Source organism: Marinilactibacillus sp. Marseille-P9653, from assembly GCF_916618885.1.
Lineage (GTDB): Bacteria > Bacillota > Bacilli > Lactobacillales > Carnobacteriaceae_A > Marinilactibacillus.
In genome coordinates this window covers 21,137-43,718 of sequence record NZ_CAKAKH010000001.1, presented here as the reverse complement: position 1 = coordinate 43,718, position 22,582 = coordinate 21,137, and the positions used below count along the sequence as shown (strand labels likewise).

The window sequence follows — 22,582 nt, the reverse complement described above, 5'->3', positions numbered from 1 at the left end:
TTACATTATTCTCTAACTCTGATATCATTTTCATAAATAAAGATATACATCATTAACAGTTTCTAAAGAGGAGAAGCTATGAAAGCTTATTTATTATTTGAAACGAAACTATTTCTTAAAGAAACAAAAAATAAACTGATGTTTGTGATATTCATCATTTTTTTACTATACGTCTATTTTTTGATTGCGGTACAAGGATCTGGAAATATAGAGCAAGAGCAAGCAGAACAGATGAATGCTAGTAGGGTAGCTATTTCTAGTATTGCTGCCACTAATAGTGAAAATGAAGAGACTTCTGCTTTATATGAAAATATTTATCAGCAGCAGCAATTACTTTCCCAGCAAGATAACGGTATTCGCTTTGAAGATAGAGATTGGTATCTTGATTCTGCAATTGAACTTGCTCAACTCCAAATTGAGCTCTATGACTATGATGAATTCAATGACTTAGATACACCGCTCAGAAGTGTCATTCCTTCAATACATACTGCAAGAAAAGATTTAGCACGATTTATTTATATTAGAGATAACGATATCCCTATTATGTATGAACAAGATAACGCAGCTGGCTTTATGATGCTCTATTTCAGTACATTTGGAGTAGCCGTTTTTCTATTCCTGCTTTTATATAGTGGTAGTATACTTACGAATGACCTAGATCATGAAACGATGGTCAAAGGCTATCCCGTAACCCATAGACAGAAGGTAGTCAGCAAGATTCTGATCTATACGGTTGCTAGCTTTTTCAGTATTTTTGCAATGACTGGACTTGTAGTACTGATTATTTGGGCAATAAAAGGGAGCGGGGATCTTACTTATCCGATGATCATTTATAATCACGGATTTTACAGAGCTATCTCAATCGCTCAATATACGTTAATTTATTTTAGCTATTTAGTAATTTTAACGATTCATGTCGTTTCTCTCTCATCGTTCTTAAATATCCTCCTTAAAAATGTGTACGCAACGTTACTTGTAGGGGTTGTATGTTTCGCAATACCTTTAGTCGCGCAGAATTGGATCGGTTGGCTTCGGTGGACACCTATACCTTACTACAATCCTTTTGCGATACTATCTGGCGACACTTCATATCTAGCGAACCAGGAACATCTGACGTTAGTTTATGGTGGAGGCGTTTTACTGATTTGGAGTATGCTATTTTTGATAATCGTTTACGCGATTAATAGCTTGGAGAATAAAAGTTACAGTATCGAGTAGTGCGAAATCTATCAAAAGGAGGGGTAACATATGCTTCAAATCAAAAAAATTAGTAAAGCTTTTAAAGATCAAGTCATTTTAGATGACGTTTCCTTAACCGTTCAAAAAGGGGAAATCATTGGACTGGTAGCTCCTAATGGTACCGGTAAATCGACCTTGCTTCATATTGTTATGAATTTTTTAAAACCAGATAGTGGGCAAATAATTATGGATGACCAATTGGATTATAGTACAAGAAAAAAGGAAATTAAAATGAGAAAAGAAATTGCCTTTTTGCCAGAAATTGATGATCTCTATCAAGAATTAACCGGTCTGGAACATATTGCTTATTATGCGCTTTTATGGAAACGGTCTGACAAAGAAGTACAAGAGATTGTTCAAAGGTTGGAAATGGGCCACTATGTTAAAAGACCAGTCAAGACTTATTCTTTGGGTATGCGCCAACGACTTTGCTTTGCAATGGTGCTAGCTGCGGATACACAAGTAATGTTGATGGACGAAGTAATGAATGGATTAGATCCTGATAATGTTCAATTATTGACGAAAATATTGATCGAACTAAAAGAGAAAAACAAAATCATTCTGATTGCCTCTCATTTGCTTGAGAACCTTGACTTGTATGCAGATAGTATTTTATTTTTGAAAGACGGAAAGATTGTACTCGAAAAAAGAGAGTCTGGAGATAAAGATGGGATACATATTAAAGTAGTGGTACCGGAAAAGATATTTGTCGCAATGAAAGACGAGTATCAACTTCCTGATGGAGCCAAGTATATTGCAGGAAGACTCGTTTGTATACCGGTCCAAACATTGACCGCCCAAGATGTTGGAAAATGGACAAGCTTTTTTTATGAGCGAGGATATACAGACTTAACTGTAGGCAGAATTGGAACTTCAGAATGGTACAGTGAGTTCTACCATCAAGAACAGTAGGGAGAAGATTATGTACGCACATTTTATACTTGAATGGAAACTATTTAGTCGAAATCTTAAAAACCAGCTACTCTTCCTACTTTTTTTCTTTGGGGCTCTTTACTATGGATTATTTGTAGCGCCTGATTATACACCAGTCGAAACATTTGCGGACGAAGAAGCCATCACTCAGCGAATAGAAGAACAGCGTTACCTGATCGATACATATGGAACAGACAGACCTAGGACGCTTGCAAGTGCGCAGAGTATTATCGAAGTGAGTCAAACACAACTGAACGCATTAGAAGAGCAAGATTGGCCTACTTACTTATCTCAGACATTGAATGTACAGAATCAGATTCGTTTCGCTCGTTACGGTCAGTCGATTGATCCAAGATATTTCAGTTTTGGAGAGCGATATCCTCAAGAAGAAGAACGTTTCTGGGTAGGGTATAAAAATAGTCGGTATGAAGGTTATATCAATATGGAATCCAAGAATATTACCCCTGCAGTGATAGAAGAAAGGACGGTTCTACAGACAATTCAAAGACTATTAGTAGGGGAACTACCATTTATTTTGATTGGATTAGTAGTTTTATTCAGTGTAGATAGCATTACTAAGAACAAAGGTCATTTTACAATCGTCAATGCTATACCATTATCTTTTGTGAAAGTATTATGGGTGAAAACAGCAGCAGTGTTGATGGGAGTTACTGTAACAATTATTGCAGCTACTCTGGCACTCGTTTTGGCAATCATGCCGAGGTATGGAATGGGTGCTTTGTCGATTCCTGTTCCAACATATGGATTCAACTTAGATGGTGGTTTTTTTGTCCGGTATCCGATGGGGATTTGGCTAGGACAGGCGCTAACTTTATTTGTTTTGTGCGCACTATTGTTCAATCGAGGAGTTACCCTATTAAGCTTGTTGTTTAACCAGGAGATGCTCAATCTGGTCTTAGGTATTTCTGTTATTTTTTCTGAAACCCTCTATTATTCTAGAGGAATTGGCTATTTTAGTTCTATTGGACTTTTACCTCCTACTTTTTTCTCAATAGGATCCGTGCTGATTGGGTATCACAACCATCTATATAATGCTTTGATTTTAACATATAATACTGCTGTGCTAATCATTTCAATTGCTATCATAGTTATAGAAATCATGATATTTTCAACTCTTAAATTAAGTGAAATTACGAAATGAAATATTCTTATATGAATATTTCAGTTCATTCTAATTAGTATATGGTATGTTAATGTAGTAACAAAATATAATATACGGGTACATAATATTAGGGGGGAACTTAATAATGAAAAAAGGTATATTTATTTTAGGAACTGTATTAACATTAACTCTATTTTCGTCATTTGTGGACCCGGAAAACGTAGAAGCTGCTGAAATTTCTATAGAGGCCGCTTCTAGAACAGAGGTCTTTGAAGTTCATAGATTGGCAATAGGAGCAAATAGGATTTGGCATTCTGAGTATAGAAATGGACAGCTTTATCAAGGATATTTGAGCTATTACAGAAGCTATTATAGATCTTCTGATGGAAGAAGAATGGAAGTTTATAGAGGAGCTTTAAGAGCGGGTAATCACTTACCCTCCAGAATAGCCAATGAAAAGAAATAACTATAAATGATAAAATAGTCATTCAAAGAAATCAGTAGTACTCGCTGATAAAATTTGAGTGACTATTTTCTTAATAAGATTAGAGATGTTAGGGTGAGCGGAATGAAAAAATTAATATTAGTAATAGCGTTTTTATTTTTGACAGGATGTGCTCTTAGAGAAAATTCAGGAGACAATCGTGTTCAAGAAACAGAAAATTCTGTATCTTATAATCAGGAAGTTGGGAAACGATATGCTGAAAAACAATTAGCATACGAAGAACAACAGCGAGAACTTACCTTTACAGGACAAGTAGAAGATTTTGAAAATGTTCTTTTGACAACAAACAATATGACTATAGGGATGCCTTATAGGTATCAGTTTATCCGAACTGGAGAAGAACTTGAGGTGACAGTCTGGTCTGTCGCAGATGATACGAGCGATGAAGAGACAGTGTACGTTGTGGAAGATATTCAATATGAAGACGAGCGGTATTCAGTCTATGCAGAGGGTCAAATGTTTGAATTTCAAACACTCAATGAATCAATCAAACGTTTAAAAGATGACGAGGGCCGATTTTATTCAGCGGAACGTTATATCCCAGAAACATTGAGTCAGCAATGGCTCGAAGAAGCTAGAAAAGAAGTGACAGATGAGTCATAGTATAAGCAAAAAAACTCTATTCCTTTTGATCAGGAGTAGAGTTTTGTACGTTTGCTTGACTTTTTTACATAATCTAGTAACGTGAACTTAACTAATAAGATTAAATGAATCGCATCTTTTTCGTTCAATAAAGAATAGGGAGTACCTACATGACAAACTATATTACAGAACAGATAAAAAAAGAAAGTCTTGTTGCGTTAAAAAGGCTCGTCGATATTCCATCTTACTTAGAGCCGGCAGATTCAAGTAAACCGAGCAAACCTTTTGGAGAAGGCGTTGATCAGGTGTTGAAAGAGGCACTGGCTTTATGCAAAACATTTGGTATGGAAACCTTTTGTGATCCAAACGGCTATTATGGCTATGCAGATTACGGTAATGGAGAAGAAACTGTCGGAATACTATGCCACTTAGATGTCGTGCCTGAAGGTGATCGCTCGAAATGGGAAACAGATCCTTTTGATGCTACAGAAAAAGGATCTGTACTTTATGGAAGAGGGACGCAAGATGATAAAGGTCCAACCATCTCTGCACTTTACGCTTTCAAAGCACTAGTCGATGCAGGCGTACCATTCAATCGTAAGATCAGGTTTGTCTTTGGTACAGATGAAGAAAACCTATGGCGTTGTATGGAAGCTTATAAGCAACATGAAAAAATGCCGGATATGGGCTTTGTCCCAGACAGTGCTTTTCCCCTAACCTATGCTGAAAAAGGCTTGATGCAATTCAAACTAACCGGTCCCGGTTCTGAATCTTTGGAACTCAATTGTTCGGGTGCTTTAAATGTCGTGCCTGCTGTAGCGACATATAGAGGAGAACAACAAGCGGAGCTAGCTGAAATTCTAAAACAACAAAACTTTCCTTATGAGCAGACTGAAGAAGAGATAGTCACTTACGGAAAAGCCGTTCATGCCAGTACAGCTTTTGAAGGAGCCAATGCAATTACAAGGTTGGTAGAAGGCTTGGCGACACTTCAGTCACATCCGATGCTATCCTTTATTGCTGAAAAAATTGGTCAGGAAACAAATGGCTATCGTATTTTTGGAGAAATCGAAGATGAGATGACAGGAGAGCTGACATTCAACGTAGCGTCACTTGAAATCAATAAACAGAGATCAGAAGTCATGGTCGACATGAGAATTCCTGTTTCTTACAACCAAGAAGATTTAGTGAAAATATTAGAAGAAGTCACAACCGAATACGGACTGACTTACCAGATGTATGATGCTTTACCGTCTTTATATGTACCAAAGGATAGCCCACTTGTAGAAACATTAATGACGATTTATAGAGACAAAACGGGTGACATGCAAGAACCATTAACTTCTGGTGGCGCAACGTACGCCAGATCTATGCCGAACATGGTCGCGTTTGGTGCACACTTCCCTGGAAGTCCAAGTCTGGCTCACCAAGAAAATGAAGGCATCATCTTAAAAGAGTTCTATCTCGCAATGGAAATCTACGCTGAAGCCATCCATCAACTTTGCTGTCAGTGAGTGAAAATAGGTTAAGTTAATTTTAAGATTTCAATTCAGTTAAACAACTGGTAATTCTACAAAAAACATACAATATGATGTATAATAAGTGGACATGTGTCGATCCTAATTATCAGTGAATAGAAACTTAAAGTTTTCTAGATGTTCACAGGAGAACGATGCACAATAATTATAAAAGACGAACGCTCATAAGAGAAAGAGAAGGAATTTAAAATGACAGAACAGCACAAAGCAGTCGTACTCGGCGCAAACTATTATATAGGATTAAGTATCATTCGTTGCCTTGGTCGTGTAGGTATACCAGTCGTAGCTGTAGAGTATAAAAGAGACGGCGCGTATGGACTTCATTCAAAATATTTATCAGAAGAATTGATTGGACCAAATTACAAAGAGGAACCAGAAGCATTAAAAGATTTTTTAATAGAATATGCTAAAAAACAGGATAAGAAACCAGTCTTGTATCCAACAGCTGATCCTTATGTAGAATTTATTGATGCTTATCTAGATGAGTTAGGTGAGTATTATCTGATTACACAAAAAGAAAAAGGATTATGGACAAAACTGATCGACAAAGACAATCTTTACGAAATAGCAGAGCAGCACAACGTCAGAATGCCAAAATCTATTCAGACATCGCGTTCAGATTTGATCGAAACAGTTGAAGCAGAGCTTGGTTATCCATGTCTCGTTAAACCGGCAGATTCCACTAAATTTGTAGCAAAATTCCGTAGAAAACTATTCAAAGTTCAGAACCGTACAGAATTAGAAGACGCTTTGAAAAAAGCAGCGGATGCAGAGATCGAAGTCGTTGTACAGCAACTCGTGCAAGGGTTCGATGATCACATGTATACATTTGATGCTTATTTGAACCAAAATTCTGAAGTGACCCACTGGATGACTGCTCAGAAACACCGTCAGTATCCCATTCACTTTGGCGCATCTGTTTACACAAAACAGCGTTATGTTCCTGAATTATTTGATATTGGTGCACCTTTCCTTGAAGCGATTGGTTACAAAGGCTTTGCTGAAATTGAATTTAAAAAGGATGCCAATACAGGTGAGTATTATCTGATTGAAATCAACGTTCGGACAACAAACTTTAATCAAATGATTGCGGACGTTGGACTAAACATGCCGTTGATTGCTTACAAAGAATTAACAGGTCAGCCAATTGGTACCAGAGCTATCAAAGAGGATACAGGACAAGTATTCCATTACATGTATGAAGACCTACATGCTTCAAGAGCTTATGTCAAAGCCGGAGATTTAACCTGGAGTCAGATCCTCAAGTCTTATAAAGCGAGCAAGACAGGTGCAGTATGGGCAAAAGATGATCCTCAGCCAGGGATCCAGTTCATCGGTAAATTTGTCAAACGTGTAGCTGGAAAAGTGACCAGAAGAAACGGTTAAATCAAAAGGTTAATCGATAAAGGAGAAACGACTAATGATTCAAATAGCAGAATTACTTGACGCGATAAAAGTAAAAGAATCCAAAGATCATAAAGAACAAATGATATCTGAAGTGGCTTACCATTCAGGTAAGGTCAAAAAGGATACGTTATTTGTTTGTATAAGAGGATATAAAACGGATGGACATCAATTTGCCAAGCAGGCAGTTGAACAAGGCGCAACGGCTCTTGTAGTCGAAGAGTTTATTCCGGGACTCACTGTAGCACAGTACTTGGTTGAAGATTCACGTCAGGCACTTGCGGCTTTAGGAGATCAGTACTATGGACACCCTTCTAAAGATCTGAACCTTATCGGTATAACGGCAACAAATGGTAAAACCTCTACTTCTTTTATGACAAATGCCATACTAGAAGAAAATAACTGGGAGACAGGCCTAATGGGTACCGTTATGGTCAAGTTTGGAGATACGTTGATTCCGAGTGTATTGACGACTCCTGAATCACTGGATTTACATGAATATTTTGCAAAAATGAGAGATGAAGAGATTTCTCATGTCACGATGGAAGTATCCTCTTCTGCCTTAGACTTGGCTCGTGTGGGTAATGTAGACTTCAATATTGTCGCTTTAAACAATATCAGTAGAGAGCATATTGATCTTCATGGATCTTTTGAAGAATACTACAATGCAAAAGCCAGCTTGATTAGAGACGCAACAGAAAAAGAGTTTGCTGTTTTAAATCTAGACGATAAGTATTCAGCATCCTTAGTAAATGAAACCAAAGCTTCTACCGTGACTTACGGTATCGAAAGTGAAGACGGTCATTTACATTGCTCTAATATTGATCTTTCTACAGGTCGTGGGAACTTTACTGTTGAGATCAAACGTCCATTTATGACGGTTGATGGAAATCAAGTGGAAAAAGCGCGTTTTGATATTAGTCTATCAGTGGCAGGCTATCACTCTGTCTATAATGCCTTAACGGCTATCGCAATCGGTTTGATCAGCGGAATTTCAATCGAAACCATTCAGTCGGGAATCAAAAATTTCAAAGGTGTTGAAAGAAGATTTCAATTCATTTATGAAGAAGAATTCAAAATCGTAGATGATCACTTCGCCAATGCAGGGAATATTGATGTAACGCTGGAAACACTGACAAAAATGGATTATAACAACTTACACCTCGTCTATGCTATTCGTGGAAGCCGAGGCGTTACAACGAATCTTGAGAATGCAGAGACGCTTGCGAAATGGGTACCGGAACTTGGTCTGAAAAAAGTCATTGTTTCTTTAAGTGAATCTCATGTTACAGATAAAGATGTCGTTACGCCTGAAGAACTGGCAGCCTTTGAGAAAACGATGAAAGATGTGGGTGTAGAAGTAGAATTGCACCACGAAATGCCGGACGCCCTACAATCGAGTTTGAATCAAGTAGAGCCAGGAGACTTAATCGTCATTGGTGGAGCTCAAGGAATGGACTTCGGTGCAAAATATATTTTAAATCAAATTGTTGAAATGAATCCATCGCTGAATGCTGAAACGATTTTAGCGCCACTTGAAGATAGAGTAGCGGGTATTGATGAATCATTTTTAACTGAGGATGATGTAAAGTGAATCACCACCAGAAAGTAATTGGTGTTGTCGGCGGAATGGGGCCGGAAGCAACGGCTAGTTTTTTCTATAAGCTGATTCGATCTACTGAGGCAAAAAAAGATCAGGATCACTACCGAATCGTGATCGACAACAACCCGAAAATTCCAGACAGGACGAAAGCGATTCTTGGCGAGGGAGAAAGTCCCTTATCGGCACTGATTGAAACGGCAAAAAATGTTGAAAGAGCTGGTGCAGACGTCATTGCTGTACCTTGTATCACGTCCAATTATTTTTTAGCAGAAGTTCAAAAAGAAGTTAAAACGCCGATCGCCAATGTGTTTGAAGCACTCGAACAGTATTTGAAAACGGATGGATTCGATGTCCGAAAAGTGGGCATACTATGTACGACCGGTACACGTAAAATGGGACTTTTTCAAAAAAATCTTCCCTTCGATATTTGCTATCCGAGTGAACAGTCACAAGAAAGCAAAGTCATGGAGGCGATTTATGGTCCGGAAGGTATTAAACAAGGCAATACAGGTATTGCGCCTAAACGCTTACTTCAAGAAGCGGCTTTAGAGCTCATTGATGCCGGAGTAGACGTCATTGTATCGGGCTGTACAGAAATTGAACTAGCCTTAAAACAAGAAGACATTGAAATTCCGTTAGTTGACCCTATGCAAGTCTTGGCACAAAGCCTAACAAATCCTACAAATTAAAGACAGATTTTTTACTGTATGTTCAGTAAAAAATCTGTCTTTTTATCTACTGCCAGCTGACAAGCTTCAAACATTTCATTTATATCACAAAAGGATCAGAAGATAGAATAGAGATGTGAATAATAGTATGATGGAAAGTATTCAATGGAGAAATTTTAAAGTAGTAAGGGGAGAAACGATGAGTAAAGTATATATTTTACACGAGAATATGGACTGGACAAAACATTTGATTGAACGGTTAGAGGAGCTCGCGGTTCCTTATGAAGAATGGGACCTTTCAGAGGGATTAGTAAATCTTTCAAAAGTACCACCAGAAGGCGTTTTCTATAATCGGATGAGCGCTTCTTCACATACTCGAGACCACCGCTTCGCACCAGAATTAACCGATCATGTCTTGAGCTGGCTAGAAGCACACGGGCGGAAAGTGATTAACGGGACTGACGCGATACAACTGGAAGTCAGCAAACTAAAACAATATATTGCTTTGAACAACGCGGGAATAGAAACTCCGAAAACGATTGGAGCAGTCGGGAAAACACAAATTCTGAAAGCTGCAGAACAGTTGAATGAGTGGCCTTTTATTATTAAACATAACCGTGCCGGCAAAGGATTAGGTGTTAAACTTATTTTTACGATGGATGAACTAGAAAATTATGTCAATGGATCAGAATTTGAAGACTCTATCGATGGAATCAGTCTGATTCAGCAGTATATCCAGTCAGATACCGGTAGTATTGTACGCGCTGAATTTATTGGAGAGACCTTTTTCTATACCGTTGAAGTCGACTCCAATGGTGAGTTCGAACTTTGTCCAGCAGATAACTGTCAAATACCGGGAACAGAACAATCCGAAGTCAAACAAACAGATCCGTCTCCAAAATTTGAAATCAAAGACTCCTTGTTGACTGATACGGAAATTGAAACCTATCGTCAGTTTCTGTTACAAAGTCATATACAAGTTGCTGCAATCGAGTTTATTAGAAACCGTAGTGGCAAATTGTATACTTATGACGTGAACACAAATACAAATTACAATCCTGATGCTGAAAGAAAAGCTCAAAAATTTGCGATGCTAGAGCTAGCAAGCTATTTAAAAGAAACGCTTAATGCTATAAACATTAAGACAATATAAGAGACAGATGATTCTGTAATGGAGGACTTATGGAGCACAATTTAGAAAAACTCGATCGAGTTAAAATAGGTCTCAATGCAAATGTATTGAAGCTAGTTGCAGTAACAGCGATGTTTTTCGATCATTCACTGCAGGTATTTGATCCGGGAGACACACCTCTAAGGTGGATCGTTCATTTTTTTGGCAGGTTGGCTGCCCCGTTGATTTGCTATCTCATAGCAGAAGGCTATCACTATACTTCTGATAAACGGTCTTATACTAAAAGGTTATTTCTTTTTGCACTCATTTCTCACATCCCCTATGTAATATTATTTAACCTTAACTGGTGGATGGCAACAAGCGTCATGTGGTCACTCACCTTAGGACTGGTTGCTTTGACAGCTGCAAAACATAAGCAGATGCATGTACTAGTTAAAGTAGGTGTTGTACTACTATGCTGCTTAGCAGCGTATCCAGCGAACTGGCATTACATAGCAGTTCTATGGATTGTTAGTTTTGGAGTATTTAGAGAACAATTCAATAAAAAAATGCTGGCGTATACGTTGATTGGTTTAATGTTTTACGCTGTTCCGGGTTTGTTTAGCATGGGCACTTTTGTAACCTACCGTTTCGGATTTTTGATGGCTATTCTATTCTTTTATTTATATAATGGAAAACCGGGAAAGAGAAATCCTTTCTATAAATGGGCATTCTATTGGTTTTATCCAGTTCACTTAGTGCTGTTCATTCTATTAAGCATGTTATTTATATGATAGAATAAGAAGGTATACTTAAAACAAATCAAACTAAATGAACGTTAGCTATTTAAGGAAGGAGTCGATTATTTGAAGGATAAAAAACCTGCTATTATTGCGGTTTTAAGCATTATACTGGTTCTTTTATTAGTATTTATAGTGCAAGACGTGAGAACAAATCAAAGTCGTTCGAGTGAAGAGACCACATACACGAATCAGCAGCCTTCTACAGAACTACCGGCAGAACCAAATGAACCCGATCAAGAACCAGTGGAAGAACCTGAAGTAGAATTGCCAATCTGGAATGAGGTAGGACCGTTTGAGTTGCCTATTGTTGGAGCCGGCGGGTATACGTCTATTAAACAAAATCTTCATGAACAGCCTTCGGTAGGAGCACCAAAGACTACCGAGTTAGCTGCAGGGACAGCATTTTCAATCGAAAATGAGCTGAACGATTGGTGGCAAATCCGAACAATCTCTGGAGAAACGGGATGGTTGGAACAGCGATACGCTATGATCAATTTACCGGATATCATTCCATCTATCATTTATGATCACTCGAACAGTTACGATGCAAAATTTACATCTTCATTTGTACCGATACCTGAATTGACAGGTCAGTCTCTTTACGATATGCGGGGGTACAACGAACGCTTGAGTGAAGAAACCTTTATTATGCCGATTCTTTATCAAACGGCAAGAAAGGTTCAGGAAGCGCAGCGGATCGCTTTACAAAACGGAGAGTCTTTGAAGGTATATGAAACTTTTCGTCCAAGAGATGTACAGTTACTCGTTAACGATGCATTGAATAGACTTGCAGATACGAACGCTGAGGTTAAAAAAGGCATCACAGCAGAACCTTGGAGTATGACTTGGTTCATTAACACAAGTGTGTCTAATCATCAGCGAGGACTGGCAATTGATTTAACCTTAGTAAAAATCGATGAGCTGTCTGAACAGATTGTTGGAGATTATTACGTTCCGGAAATTTCAAATTACACAGAATATCAGATGCAGACACCATTCCATGAATTAAGCACGGCTTCTGCTATGTTTACAGAGCCAATCGCGGCAAGAGATCAACAGGGCTGGAGAAATATGGAGTTGAGTAATGCGGTCACGGAACCGGCTCTGAGAATGCAAAACTATATGACAGAAGCTGGTTTTACACCGCTCGCTTCTGAATGGTGGCACTTCAATGATATTGATGCTTTAGATAATTTAAAAGAAAGTGCTGGAACAGGAGAATTCCGAATTACAGATGTTAAAAACTATCCTCCGAAATGGCAGGTAGTAGAATAAATCCATTCCCAAAGACTTGAAGCGAAATCTGCTTCAAGTCTTTTTTACGAATAGAGTAAACTGACTTGACATATTAAGTTTACAGTTGTAAACTAAAATCAAATAATAGATTACAACTGTAAACGAAAAATCGAATGAAATGAGGAATAGCGATGAAAGAGAATCAAATGACCACTTCTGAAAGAGAAGTTATGAAGGTTGTCTGGGCAAATAACAGTACGACCAGTAAATATATCAGCACAATTTTAGAAGAGAAAATGAGCTGGAAAGCAGCAACGACAAAAACGCTCATTGGACGCTTAGTTAAAAAAAATCACCTGAAAGCGACAGAAGAAGGACGGAAATTCAAATACTCGGCTCTCATCACGGAACAGGAGAGTCTTCAAGAATCGAGTCAGGCATTATTGCAGCAAGTCTGTACAAAAAAGAGAGGAAACGTTCTTTATCAAATGATAGAAGAAACAACTTTAAGTTTAGAAGATATCGAGCAGCTTGAGCAATTATTAAGTGAAAAAAAACGAATTGCTCCAGAAACGGTCTCTTGTCAATGTACACCAGGCCAGTGCGAGTGCAAACAGGAAGGAGAGATACATTGTGGACACTAGAACTTATCCAATAGAAGGGATGACTTGCGCATCTTGTGCAGCCACTGTAGAAAAAACAGCTGGGAGTGTTCCAGGTGTTGAACAAGCCACAGTCAATCTAGCGACTGAAAAACTTCAAGTGAAAGTAGCCGATGAAACATTTGAACCAGAAAGATTACAAAAAGACATTGATGCAGCCGGATATGCAGTCAGGTTACCTGAATTCAAAACTACGTCGTTTTCAATAGAAGGGATGACTTGCGCATCTTGTGCAGCTACTGTAGAAAAAACGACGGCGCATTTAAATGGAATTGAAAAAGCGTCAGTTAATTTAGCGACTGAAAAAATGACAGTGACTTATAATCCTCTTGAGATTTCTACTCGTCAGATAACGGATGCAGTGCATCAAGCAGGATATGAAGCGATTTTGGAACAGGAACCTACAAACGATTCTACTTTGACAGAACCTGCAGAAGAAAAACAGTCTAGTGAGCAACGCTACCGTAACCGAGCAATTTTATCCGCAATTTTCACAATCCCGTTACTCTATATTTCTATGGGACATATGATGGGTTTATGGTTGCCGGAATTTCTTGATCCTATGATGTATCCCGTGACCTTTACACTAACCCAACTCATACTCACCCTACCGGTCATGTGGAGTGGTATTCCTTATTTCAAGCAAGGATTCAAGACTTTGAGAAAAGGTCATCCGAATATGAATTCATTGATTTCTTTAGGAACTGCAGCAGCTTTTGTTTACAGCTTGGGTGCAACAATGGCAATCGTGTTTCAAGGAGCGGATCTTGCAATGATGCTCTACTATGAAACATCCGCTGTGATACTCGCTTTCCATACGCTTGGTAAATATCTGGAAGAGCGGTCTAAAGGTAGAATGTCAGAAGCGATTCAAAAACTGATGGATCTAGCGCCTGATACAGCTCGTATTGTACACAACGGCATAGAAGAAGAAGTTAAGCTTGAAGAGGTTACAGCAGGGGATATCGTAAGGGTTCGTCCAGGAGAAAAATTTCCAGTAGATGGTGTAGCCATCAAAGGACAGACAACAGTAGATGAATCGATGTTAACAGGAGAAAGTTTACCCGTAGAGAAACAGGTAGGAGATACACTGATTGGAGCGAGCTTAAATAAAAATGGTAGTGTAGATTACCGAGCAACAAAAGTCGGAAAAGACACGACGTTAGCTCAAATCATTCAACTGGTAGAAGAAGCACAAGGGTCTAAAGCGCCAATTGCTAAACTAGCAGATATTATTACAGGATATTTTGTTCCGATCGTCATTGGTCTCGCAATCCTGTCTGGTCTGGTCTGGCTGATCGCCGGCCAATCCCCTTTATTCTCACTGACCATTTTAATTTCTGTGTTGGTTATTGCATGTCCATGTGCACTAGGACTGGCAACACCGACTGCCATTATGGTGGGCACTGGAAAAGGGGCAGAACATGGAGTTTTGATTAAAAGTGGAGATGCTCTAGAAACCATGCATAGTATAGATACCGTTGTTTTTGACAAAACGGGCACTTTGACTCAAGGAGAACCAGTTGTAACAGATATTGTCGTCTCAGAAAAAGGGAGATTAACGAAAGAAACCTTATTGCAACTAGCAGCCTCACTGGAGCAAGGGAGTGAGCACGCACTTGGAGAAGCCATTGTAAAAGAAGCTCAGAAAAAAACCGTTCAATTACTTGAAATTGAATCATTTGAAGCAATCGTCGGACACGGTATCACAGGACATTCAGAAAATGCTACGATTTATTTCGGTAATCGAAAACTGATGAATGAACAGGGAGTCACAATCAGCCACCTTGAATCTGAAGCAGATCACATGGCTGATGAAGGTAAAACACCGATGTTTCTTGCGATGGATGGTCAACTACAAGGTTTGATTGCCGTAGCAGATACACTCAAAGAAAACAGTAAACATACGGTTCGTAGTTTACAGGATAAAGGGATCCAAGTCGTGATGATCACTGGAGATAATACCCGTACAGCAAAAGCCATTGCTCAACAAGCGGGTATTGATAAAGTGTTAAGCGAAGTGTTGCCGGAAGATAAAGCAAAAGAAGTCAAAAAACTTCAAGAAGAAGGTAGAAAAGTAGCTATGGTAGGAGACGGGATTAATGATGCGCCTGCACTCGTGCAAGCTACAATCGGTATGGCAATAGGATCTGGGACCGATGTTGCAGTCGAATCTGCAGATATCGTGTTAATGAGAAGCGATGTGAACGAAGTCGTCACTGCACTGGATTTAAGTCAAGCTACACTGAAAAATATTAAGCAAAACCTCTTCTGGGCTTTTGCTTATAACTTGGTTGGTATCCCGGTTGCGATGGGGTTGTTGTTTATATTTGGTGGGCCATTACTGAACCCAGCACTCGCTGCAGTAGCTATGAGTTTCAGTTCTGTATCCGTCTTACTGAACGCTTTAAGACTAAAACGGTTTAAACCATATCATCAAGCAATTCAATCTTAGGAGGAAAAAATGATGAGACAAACACTTAATATAACGGGTATGAAATGTGAAGGATGCGCAAGAAACGTCCAGAAAAATCTGGAGTCGATTGCTACAGTGGAGACTGTTACGGTTGACCTTGAAAAACAGATCGCCTATGTTGAAAGTCAAGGTGAGCTGTCGAAGGATCGCGCGCAAGAGTCTCTTTCAGCTACAGCTTATCAAGTAACTGGAATTCAATAAGTGCATCATTTAAAAGTCGTACTCTAACCGGTACGACTTTTTGTTTAGAATAAAGAAGATCAGTGGACGAGTTGAAATCGGTCGTGTGTCCAGAATGAAATAGGGTATAATAACTTTATCAAGCAGATGATTGCCTAGCAATTTCTTGGATAGAAATGTTGTAGATGAAAGGTGAGTGCTATGGAAAAAGGTAAAGCGTATGTCCCATTCAGATTTAAACTTTCACCAATCAAAAAGATGGCCATGTTTCATTTCCATAAAGATCCGGATGAAGAGTATGTTGCATTCGAATTGCAGTACCTAAATGGTAGTGGTTACGGAGAAGGATTTAGAGTACTAGCCTGGAGAGCAGATGGCTACAGAGATTCTTATTTAGATGTAACTCTGCAGATGTCAAAAGAAGAAGAACCCTTATCGGTTGGCGGCAAGGGGCTGAAAGAAAGAGTAAGAACGACTTTCGATGAAGCATATTTTGATTATGAGGAAGGACAGTTAAATGTTGGTTTTGTGTTTCAGGATAAGTTTGACCGGAGAATTGTTCTTTATATCAACGAACAGATTGAAAAAGATACGAAACCATTGACTTGGTTACCTTCGGTTGGAAATCACACAGAGCAACCACATTCGATGCCATTATTTTTCTTATATGAGTTTGATTTTGCTCGAAAAAAAGATACAGAAATTTTTCTATCTATCAATAATATTGAAAAAACACTGGATACTTTTGCTTTCCCAAAAGACTTCCAAACGAGGTACTATGTGGAATTTTCCTTAAACGCAGTGATTACGAATTTCAATCAAAAAGGTCGTTACACACTGAAAGAGATAGCAATTGATGAAGCTGGCATTGCAGAAGATGAGACGCATCTCTATGAATATCACTTAGTAGATGGTTTGTATCATTTAAAAAAAATGACCATTAAGCATGATTCTGAACCAGTGCAAGTAGTTTTTGACCCCCCGTTTCCTAATCACGCAGAAATCAAAGAAGCTATGCCTCAATTCGGCACATTTAAAATTCAGCCTTCTGGAGAAGTTGGAACACTTAGCGGGAAGTATAATGTGGTTAAGCAGCAAGAAAAGGCAGTCATCAACCTTTCTTTTCCAGAAGCGTGGCAGACACCTAAAGGAGCTACCTATGATAAGTTCATCAATAGCATGACGCCCAACATCAAAACGTGGTACAAAACCTATCAATGTACTCAGATAGTAGATTTAGAGACTATGGAGACAGATATCATATGGAATAGAATTGATCCTGATAGAAGAGCTGATTTTTAAAGACAAAAAAAGGACAGGCGTACTCGTAAGAGCATGCCTGTCCTTTTGAATAGAGTCAAGGGATTAACGAAAGAGTGATTACTCTTCAGAAACACCAGCAGTCCATTCATCAACTGTATCTTGGTTTGCATCTACCCAGTTACGAGCAGCTTCTTCAGGATCCACACCTTCAGAAATTTCTAGCATAACGGCTTCCATGTCTTCAACAGTCCAGTTAAAGTTTTCAAGAACTTGGTGTGCTTCAGGCATGTCTTCTGCTAGTCCTTCACGGGCGAAAGTATCGATTGTCTCTGCATCTCCAAAGACGCCTTCAGGATCATCAAGATATTTAAGATCATAAGTCTGGAATTTCCAGTGAGGAGACCATCCAGTTACAACAAAGTCTTCTTCATTTTGATAAGCTTGTCCTAATGTAGTGACCATTGCACCAGAAGAAGACGGTTGTAGAGTCCAATCAGATAGGTTTTCATAAGTGTCTAATGCAGTTTCGGTTGCAGTCATAACACCAGCACCAGCTTCGATACCTGTAATCGTTTGATCTGCTTGATCAGTAAGATCAGCGATTGAGTTAACATCCATGTACTCAGGAACAACTAAACCGACTTTAGCACCTTCAAGGTTCGTTCCAATGTGATCTAAGTCATCACCGTATTGTTCAAATTGAGAAGCGTGAGTATTTGGTAACCAGCCTGCTACCATTGCATCAGCTTCATCATTAGCGACAGCTTCCCACATAATCGCGTTATCAAGAGGTGTTAAAGTTGTTGTGTAACCAAGATCTTTGAATACTTCTCCTACTACATGAGTTGAAGCCACTTCAGAGTCCCAGTTAACGTAAGCCAGGTTGATTTCTTTAGATTCAGAACCACTATCGGCTGAATCTGAGTCGTTTCCGCAAGCTACCAAAAATAGTGCTGAGGCAGATGCTGCTGTAAGTCCTAATTTTTTCCATGTTGATGTCAAAATAAATCTCTCCTTCTTTTTTAGTCGTCTTGTTTATATACAAGACGAAGAATAACAACTTTATGAATGATACGATTGTAAAAAAAATAGAGTAGATCGTATCAAGCTACTCTATTTCTAGTACTTAAATTATTTCTTCGTGTTAAATCCTTGCATGATTCTATCTAAGATGATAGCCAAGACAACGAGTGCTAGTCCAGAAACAAATCCTGGTCCAACTTGAGCACGTTGCAATGCGTTGATAACACGTTCACCTAATCCTGGAGCTCCGATCATAGAGGCAATAACAACCATTGATAGGGCTAGAAGGACAGTCTGATTAATCCCCGCCATCATTGTCGCTTTCGCTAAAGGCAATTCAACTTTGAACAAACGCTGAGATCCTGTACTACCAAATGACTCAGCAGCTTCAACCATTTCATCAGAAACCTGACGAATACCTAAGTTCGTGAAACGGACAGTTGGTGGTAAGGCAAAAATTACAGCCGAGAATACACCGGGAACCATACCAATTCCGAAAAACGCTACTGCTGGAATCAGGTAAACGAAAGCTGGCATTGTCTGCATAAAGTCCAATACTGGACTTAAAATGATATTCGCAATTTTACTTTTAGCCATTAAGATACCTGCTGGAACGCCAATCAGGATAGATACTAAACTGGCTACAATAACTAGTGTGAATGTATACATCAACGGCTCCCATAGTCCTTGGTTTTGAATATACATCAAACCAATAAGTGTAAAAACGGGTAGACCGAATTTTCTAGTAGCCAAGTAAGCTAAAGCGACCATAATCAGAATAAATACGATTGGTGGAATCAAAAGCAACATTTCAGTTACAAAGTTCATGAAATCTGAACCGCCATCTTGAATCGCTCCAAAAAGCCAAGATAGATTGATTGTTAACCAGTCAATGACGCTCGAAATCCAATCGGATACTGGAAGACGTGGGATGTTGTCTAAAATACTATTCTCCATCAATTGTTACCTCCTCTGGTTCTTTAGCAAGTGCACCGATGACTAGTCCACGAACAACGATTCCAAGTAATCTATCGTTGTTATCGACTACTGCTACAGGTGTCTGTGCTTCGTGAATCACATCGTACAATTCATGGATCAAAGTACCTTTAGATACTTTAGGAATATCTGTACGGATAATTGATTCTAATGAATTGACATTTTCCTTAACCAGTCGAGCAGCGTCGTCAGCTACAACGTATCCTAATAATTTTTGGTTTTCACCGACAACTAGTAAACTAGATAAGCTTTCTGTTTTCATACGGTTCAAAGCAACACGGGGACCACTTTGTCCTAAACGAACGGTCTGTGGACGAACCATAATGTTTTCAGCCGTTAAGACTTTAGAACGGTCAACATCTTCTACGAAACGTTCAACATAATCGTTTGCAGGATTTGTTAGAATTTCTTCACCTGTACCGACTTGTACAACTTCTCCATCTTTCATGATAGCGATGCGGTCACCGATACGTAATGATTCATTCAAATCGTGGGTAATAAAGATAATGGTTTTGTGCATAGATTCTTGCATTTCAAGTAACTCATCTTGCATATCACGACGGATCAGTGGATCTAATGCAGAGAAAGCCTCATCCATTAATAGAATCTCAGGATCATTAGCTAGTGCACGAGCTAAACCGACACGTTGTTGCATACCACCAGATAACTGGTTTGGTAGTTGGTCTTTATATGGAAGAAGCCCAGCGTTGTCTAGAGCTTTTTCAGCTTTAGCTTGGCGCTCTTCTTTATCAACACCTTGTACTTCTAAGCCGTATTCAGTGTTTTCAAGAATCGTACGATGTGGGAACAGACCAAAGTTTTGGAATACCATTGAAACTTTTTTACGTCTGACGTCTCGTAGTTCTTTTTTATCCATCTTAGAAATATACTCACCGTCGATCAGAATATTTCCAGCTGTCGGCTCGATTAAACGATTCAACATACGGACAAGGGTAGATTTACCACTACCAGAAAGTCCCATGATAACAAAAATCTCGCCTTCTTTAATTTCAAAGCTTGCCTGGTTTACCCCGACAGTTGCTCCGGTTTTTTTCAGGATTTCATCTTTACCTTTTCCTTGATGAACAAGCTCAAGGGCTTGCTGTTCTTTTTTACCAAAAATCTTTATCAGATTTTGGATTTCTACTTTTGTATTCAAGAAATTAGTACCTCCTCTTATGATATGGTTCTTTCTTGATTTAATAATCTTATTGATCGCAGCTGCTAACTAAGAATAGTGGCTTTGTTTACATAACGTTGGAACATTGCCACTTTTCACACATGTATAATCGTAACAAACGAAAGTGAGCGTGTAAAACAATCTAGTGTGTTCCGCAGTGTATCTAACGGATGTTAACGTTTCACTACGTTGATACAAAAGCTTTCTAATAATATGATTAGAATTAGCCGTGTTCTATTGCGAATGTAATATCATTGTAACGTAAATATTTGTCAAAATCACGCGATAACTATTGATGAAATACTACGAATTCGAGAAATTGAACAATTTAAATAAAGACTATTGTAAGTTGTTGTTGAGCTGTTTATCTGAATAATGCGTAAGATACAAAGTCCTGCATAAGTATTGTACGTTTATGGAAGTCAATTAAAGGATTGGGGACAATGTTAAAATTATTGCAGTAAAAATGACAAAAAAATAAAGAAACTCTGATCCTGAATAATTCATAGCTCTACATTAAAGTTATTTTTATTGGACAAATTGCTTTTTTTTAAAAAGCCAAATACGTTTTCTCAAAATGATGCGATTTCGAACAGGATACCTGTGGAAGAAGGTTCTTAAAAAGTCTTTTGTCTATTTAAGTGCAGACTGACCCCTTAAAAAAGAAGCGAATTAAAAATTTATGCGAAAATTATTCTAAATCCATTGCCTGGATCGCCGCTGGCGTTCGAAAACCTTATAAAATTCAGTTTGATGCACATGATAACTCGACAGTTTGAGATAAACCTTCCTACCTGTTTGAACGAGTTTACCGGCAACTTTAAGCAAATTCAGTCGAATAGAATGAATAGTCATACCTTGATTTACTTTATCAAAGCCAATAGTCTTTAGAAAATTAACAAGGTTATAAGCCAGGACACTCATCATCATTCTGACTTGATTTTCTAAGAAGCGTGGACTGTCGGTTTTATCAAAATAAAAGCCTGCTTTGGCTTCTTTGATATAGTTTTCCATTGTCCCTCGTTTGCCATAGAGAGAGAAAATGACTTTAGGTGAAACAGTTTCTGATAGATTAGTCACAATAAACGTATGGTGGAAGAGTAGTTCTCCTCCTTCACGAACGGAGCGAATACAGATACGACGAGGTTTCGACCATGATCGAGCTTGGTAGGATAGTGAAAAATACTGGACTTCTCGCTCTTCCCATTTTTGATTATCTCCATAGAGGATGGACTGTTCAGCTAGCTGACCTAAGCGTTTATTGTTCTTTAATCGAATCACATAGTGACTATTGTTGGATTCGCAAGACTCATACACCTCTGGTGTAGCGAATCCGCTATCTCCTCGAACCAGAATGTCGGTATGGGGTAACGCATTAGAGTAGTGATCGAGCAGTGGCTCTATAAACTTTTTTACGCCTTTGGATGTGTACTGGTTACTTGAACGCAGTTCAGCTTTTAAGAAATCCCCAGTCAGTCCATCAAAGGCAACTAGAGGATGATACCCATAGGTTTTATAATGGGCATTATAATCTGTTTGTTCTTGATGACCATAGGTATCTGAATGCGTTGAATCGATATCAATGATTAACTCGGTGTCATTGCGGATCAGACGTTCTTTGTCAATTAATGCTTGATTCAATGACTGAAATTGATCCATATTCTCTTCAGTAAAACGATCTAGAAATCTTGAGATCGAGGACTGTGATGCTAACTGCTTACTACCTAGTACTATCTGGAATACGGGATCTTGTCTTAACAAATTAGCTGACGAGTCCGCCGAATAGCCAGCGATTAGCTGCATAATGAGCTGTTCAAATATCGCTAGATTATCATGTGTGAAGTAAGCTCGATTATCTTTTATGTGAAGCAGGTATTTAGCTAAATCTGAGAAACCGAAGGTGTTCATTACTTCTTTAACTAACACTAAACCCGAATCACTCGATAATCTGCCACTTGTATGTGAAATGGTCATGTTTGAATTGAAATTAACTTGATTTTTCTGTAAACTAATCAATAGAAGAACTCCTTTCTTATGGTTGGTTTAGTCACCTTTAC

At 38.6% G+C, this 22,582-nt stretch carries 20 protein-coding genes; 16 read left to right on the top strand and 4 right to left on the bottom strand.

Annotated elements, in window-relative coordinates; translation table 11 throughout:
• Positions 1-78: 78 nt before the first annotated feature.
• From LG377_RS00315 to LG377_RS00240, 16 genes are all read left to right on the top strand, one after another.
• Positions 79-1,218 carry a hypothetical protein gene (locus tag LG377_RS00315; RefSeq protein ID WP_225742744.1) on the top strand — a complete coding sequence of 380 codons (1,140 nt, stop codon included), beginning with the start codon at positions 79-81 and terminating at the stop codon, positions 1,216-1,218.
• Positions 1,219-1,248: 30 nt separating this feature from the next.
• The gene (locus tag LG377_RS00310) at positions 1,249-2,151 is read left to right on the top strand and encodes an ABC transporter ATP-binding protein (protein WP_225742743.1); all 903 of its coding nucleotides are present in this window, start codon (positions 1,249-1,251) and stop codon (positions 2,149-2,151) included.
• A 10-nt stretch (positions 2,152-2,161) separates the two neighbouring features.
• Positions 2,162-3,334 (top strand): hypothetical protein, encoded by a 1,173-nt coding sequence (locus LG377_RS00305; RefSeq protein ID WP_225742742.1) that lies wholly within the window; start codon positions 2,162-2,164, stop codon positions 3,332-3,334.
• Positions 3,335-3,440: 106 nt separating this feature from the next.
• Positions 3,441-3,761, top strand: coding sequence for a hypothetical protein (locus tag LG377_RS00300; RefSeq protein WP_225742741.1), 321 nt, complete (start codon positions 3,441-3,443; stop codon positions 3,759-3,761).
• 102 nt (positions 3,762-3,863) lie between these two features.
• Positions 3,864-4,403 (top strand): hypothetical protein, encoded by a 540-nt coding sequence (locus LG377_RS00295; RefSeq protein ID WP_225742740.1) that lies wholly within the window; start codon positions 3,864-3,866, stop codon positions 4,401-4,403.
• A 149-nt stretch (positions 4,404-4,552) separates the two neighbouring features.
• Positions 4,553-5,896 (top strand): M20 family metallopeptidase, encoded by a 1,344-nt coding sequence (locus LG377_RS00290; RefSeq protein WP_225742739.1) that lies wholly within the window; start codon positions 4,553-4,555, stop codon positions 5,894-5,896.
• 213 nt (positions 5,897-6,109) lie between these two features.
• Entirely contained in the window at positions 6,110-7,306 is a 1,197-nt protein-coding gene (locus tag LG377_RS00285) for a carboxylate--amine ligase (RefSeq protein WP_225742738.1), read from the top strand.
• A gap of 34 nt (positions 7,307-7,340) precedes the next feature.
• Positions 7,341-8,918 carry a Mur ligase family protein gene (locus LG377_RS00280; protein ID WP_225742737.1) on the top strand — a complete coding sequence of 526 codons (1,578 nt, stop codon included), beginning with the start codon at positions 7,341-7,343 and terminating at the stop codon, positions 8,916-8,918.
• On the top strand, positions 8,915-9,616 hold the full coding sequence (locus LG377_RS00275) for an aspartate/glutamate racemase family protein (RefSeq protein ID WP_225742736.1): 702 nt from the start codon (positions 8,915-8,917) through the stop codon (positions 9,614-9,616). Before LG377_RS00280 ends, LG377_RS00275 begins: the two co-directional genes overlap by 4 nt.
• Positions 9,617-9,794: 178 nt before the next feature.
• Positions 9,795-10,748 carry a RimK family alpha-L-glutamate ligase gene (locus tag LG377_RS00270; protein ID WP_225742735.1) on the top strand — a complete coding sequence of 318 codons (954 nt, stop codon included), beginning with the start codon at positions 9,795-9,797 and terminating at the stop codon, positions 10,746-10,748.
• A 29-nt stretch (positions 10,749-10,777) separates the two neighbouring features.
• Positions 10,778-11,500, top strand: coding sequence for a TraX family protein (locus LG377_RS00265; RefSeq protein WP_225742734.1), 723 nt, complete (start codon positions 10,778-10,780; stop codon positions 11,498-11,500).
• Between the two features lie 72 nt (positions 11,501-11,572).
• On the top strand, positions 11,573-12,784 hold the full coding sequence (locus LG377_RS00260) for a M15 family metallopeptidase (RefSeq protein WP_225742733.1): 1,212 nt from the start codon (positions 11,573-11,575) through the stop codon (positions 12,782-12,784).
• Between the two features lie 152 nt (positions 12,785-12,936).
• The gene (locus tag LG377_RS00255) at positions 12,937-13,389 is read left to right on the top strand and encodes a CopY/TcrY family copper transport repressor (RefSeq protein ID WP_225742732.1); all 453 of its coding nucleotides are present in this window, start codon (positions 12,937-12,939) and stop codon (positions 13,387-13,389) included.
• On the top strand, positions 13,379-15,862 hold the full coding sequence (locus tag LG377_RS00250) for a heavy metal translocating P-type ATPase (protein WP_225742731.1): 2,484 nt from the start codon (positions 13,379-13,381) through the stop codon (positions 15,860-15,862). Before LG377_RS00255 ends, LG377_RS00250 begins: the two co-directional genes overlap by 11 nt.
• 12 nt (positions 15,863-15,874) lie before the next feature.
• Positions 15,875-16,084 carry a heavy-metal-associated domain-containing protein gene (locus LG377_RS00245; protein ID WP_225742730.1) on the top strand — a complete coding sequence of 70 codons (210 nt, stop codon included), beginning with the start codon at positions 15,875-15,877 and terminating at the stop codon, positions 16,082-16,084.
• 180 nt (positions 16,085-16,264) lie between these two features.
• Entirely contained in the window at positions 16,265-17,365 is a 1,101-nt protein-coding gene (locus LG377_RS00240; RefSeq protein ID WP_225742729.1) for a hypothetical protein, read from the top strand.
• 78 nt (positions 17,366-17,443) lie between these two features.
• On the opposite strand, the gene LG377_RS00235 is transcribed toward LG377_RS00240, so the two are convergent.
• The 4 genes from LG377_RS00235 to LG377_RS00220 form a co-directional block, all read right to left on the bottom strand.
• Positions 17,444-18,328 (bottom strand): glycine betaine ABC transporter substrate-binding protein, encoded by an 885-nt coding sequence (locus LG377_RS00235; RefSeq protein WP_225742728.1) that lies wholly within the window; start codon positions 18,326-18,328, stop codon positions 17,444-17,446.
• Positions 18,329-18,457: 129 nt separating this feature from the next.
• Complete coding sequence (locus LG377_RS00230) at positions 18,458-19,306, bottom strand: proline/glycine betaine ABC transporter permease (protein ID WP_225742727.1); 849 nt, start codon at positions 19,304-19,306, stop codon at positions 18,458-18,460.
• A complete protein-coding gene (locus tag LG377_RS00225; protein WP_225742726.1) occupies positions 19,296-20,504 on the bottom strand; it encodes a glycine betaine/L-proline ABC transporter ATP-binding protein in 1,209 nt (402 codons plus the stop codon). The genes LG377_RS00230 and LG377_RS00225 overlap by 11 nt, the downstream gene beginning before the upstream one ends.
• Before the next feature lie 717 nt (positions 20,505-21,221).
• A complete protein-coding gene (locus tag LG377_RS00220; protein ID WP_225742725.1) occupies positions 21,222-22,541 on the bottom strand; it encodes an IS1380 family transposase in 1,320 nt (439 codons plus the stop codon).
• Between the last annotated feature and the right edge of the window lie 41 nt (positions 22,542-22,582).

What these genes read in the sequence shown, in the direction of transcription:
- LG377_RS00240 (WP_225742729.1), top strand. Translation starts at nt 16,265, where the DNA reads ATGGAAAAAGGTAAAGCGTATGTCCCATTCAGATTTAAACTTTCACCA.
- LG377_RS00280 (WP_225742737.1), top strand. Translation starts at nt 7,341, where the DNA reads ATGATTCAAATAGCAGAATTACTTGACGCGATAAAAGTAAAAGAATCC.
- LG377_RS00270 (WP_225742735.1), top strand. Translation starts at nt 9,795, where the DNA reads ATGAGTAAAGTATATATTTTACACGAGAATATGGACTGGACAAAACAT.
- LG377_RS00310 (WP_225742743.1), top strand. Translation starts at nt 1,249, where the DNA reads ATGCTTCAAATCAAAAAAATTAGTAAAGCTTTTAAAGATCAAGTCATT.
- LG377_RS00285 (WP_225742738.1), top strand. Translation starts at nt 6,110, where the DNA reads ATGACAGAACAGCACAAAGCAGTCGTACTCGGCGCAAACTATTATATA.
- LG377_RS00255 (WP_225742732.1), top strand. Translation starts at nt 12,937, where the DNA reads ATGAAAGAGAATCAAATGACCACTTCTGAAAGAGAAGTTATGAAGGTT.
- LG377_RS00305 (WP_225742742.1), top strand. Translation starts at nt 2,162, where the DNA reads ATGTACGCACATTTTATACTTGAATGGAAACTATTTAGTCGAAATCTT.
- LG377_RS00300 (WP_225742741.1), top strand. Translation starts at nt 3,441, where the DNA reads ATGAAAAAAGGTATATTTATTTTAGGAACTGTATTAACATTAACTCTA.
- LG377_RS00230 (WP_225742727.1), bottom strand. Translation starts at nt 19,306, where the DNA reads ATGGAGAATAGTATTTTAGACAACATCCCACGTCTTCCAGTATCCGAT.
- LG377_RS00245 (WP_225742730.1), top strand. Translation starts at nt 15,875, where the DNA reads ATGAGACAAACACTTAATATAACGGGTATGAAATGTGAAGGATGCGCA.
- LG377_RS00290 (WP_225742739.1), top strand. Translation starts at nt 4,553, where the DNA reads ATGACAAACTATATTACAGAACAGATAAAAAAAGAAAGTCTTGTTGCG.
- LG377_RS00265 (WP_225742734.1), top strand. Translation starts at nt 10,778, where the DNA reads ATGGAGCACAATTTAGAAAAACTCGATCGAGTTAAAATAGGTCTCAAT.
- LG377_RS00295 (WP_225742740.1), top strand. Translation starts at nt 3,864, where the DNA reads ATGAAAAAATTAATATTAGTAATAGCGTTTTTATTTTTGACAGGATGT.
- LG377_RS00315 (WP_225742744.1), top strand. Translation starts at nt 79, where the DNA reads ATGAAAGCTTATTTATTATTTGAAACGAAACTATTTCTTAAAGAAACA.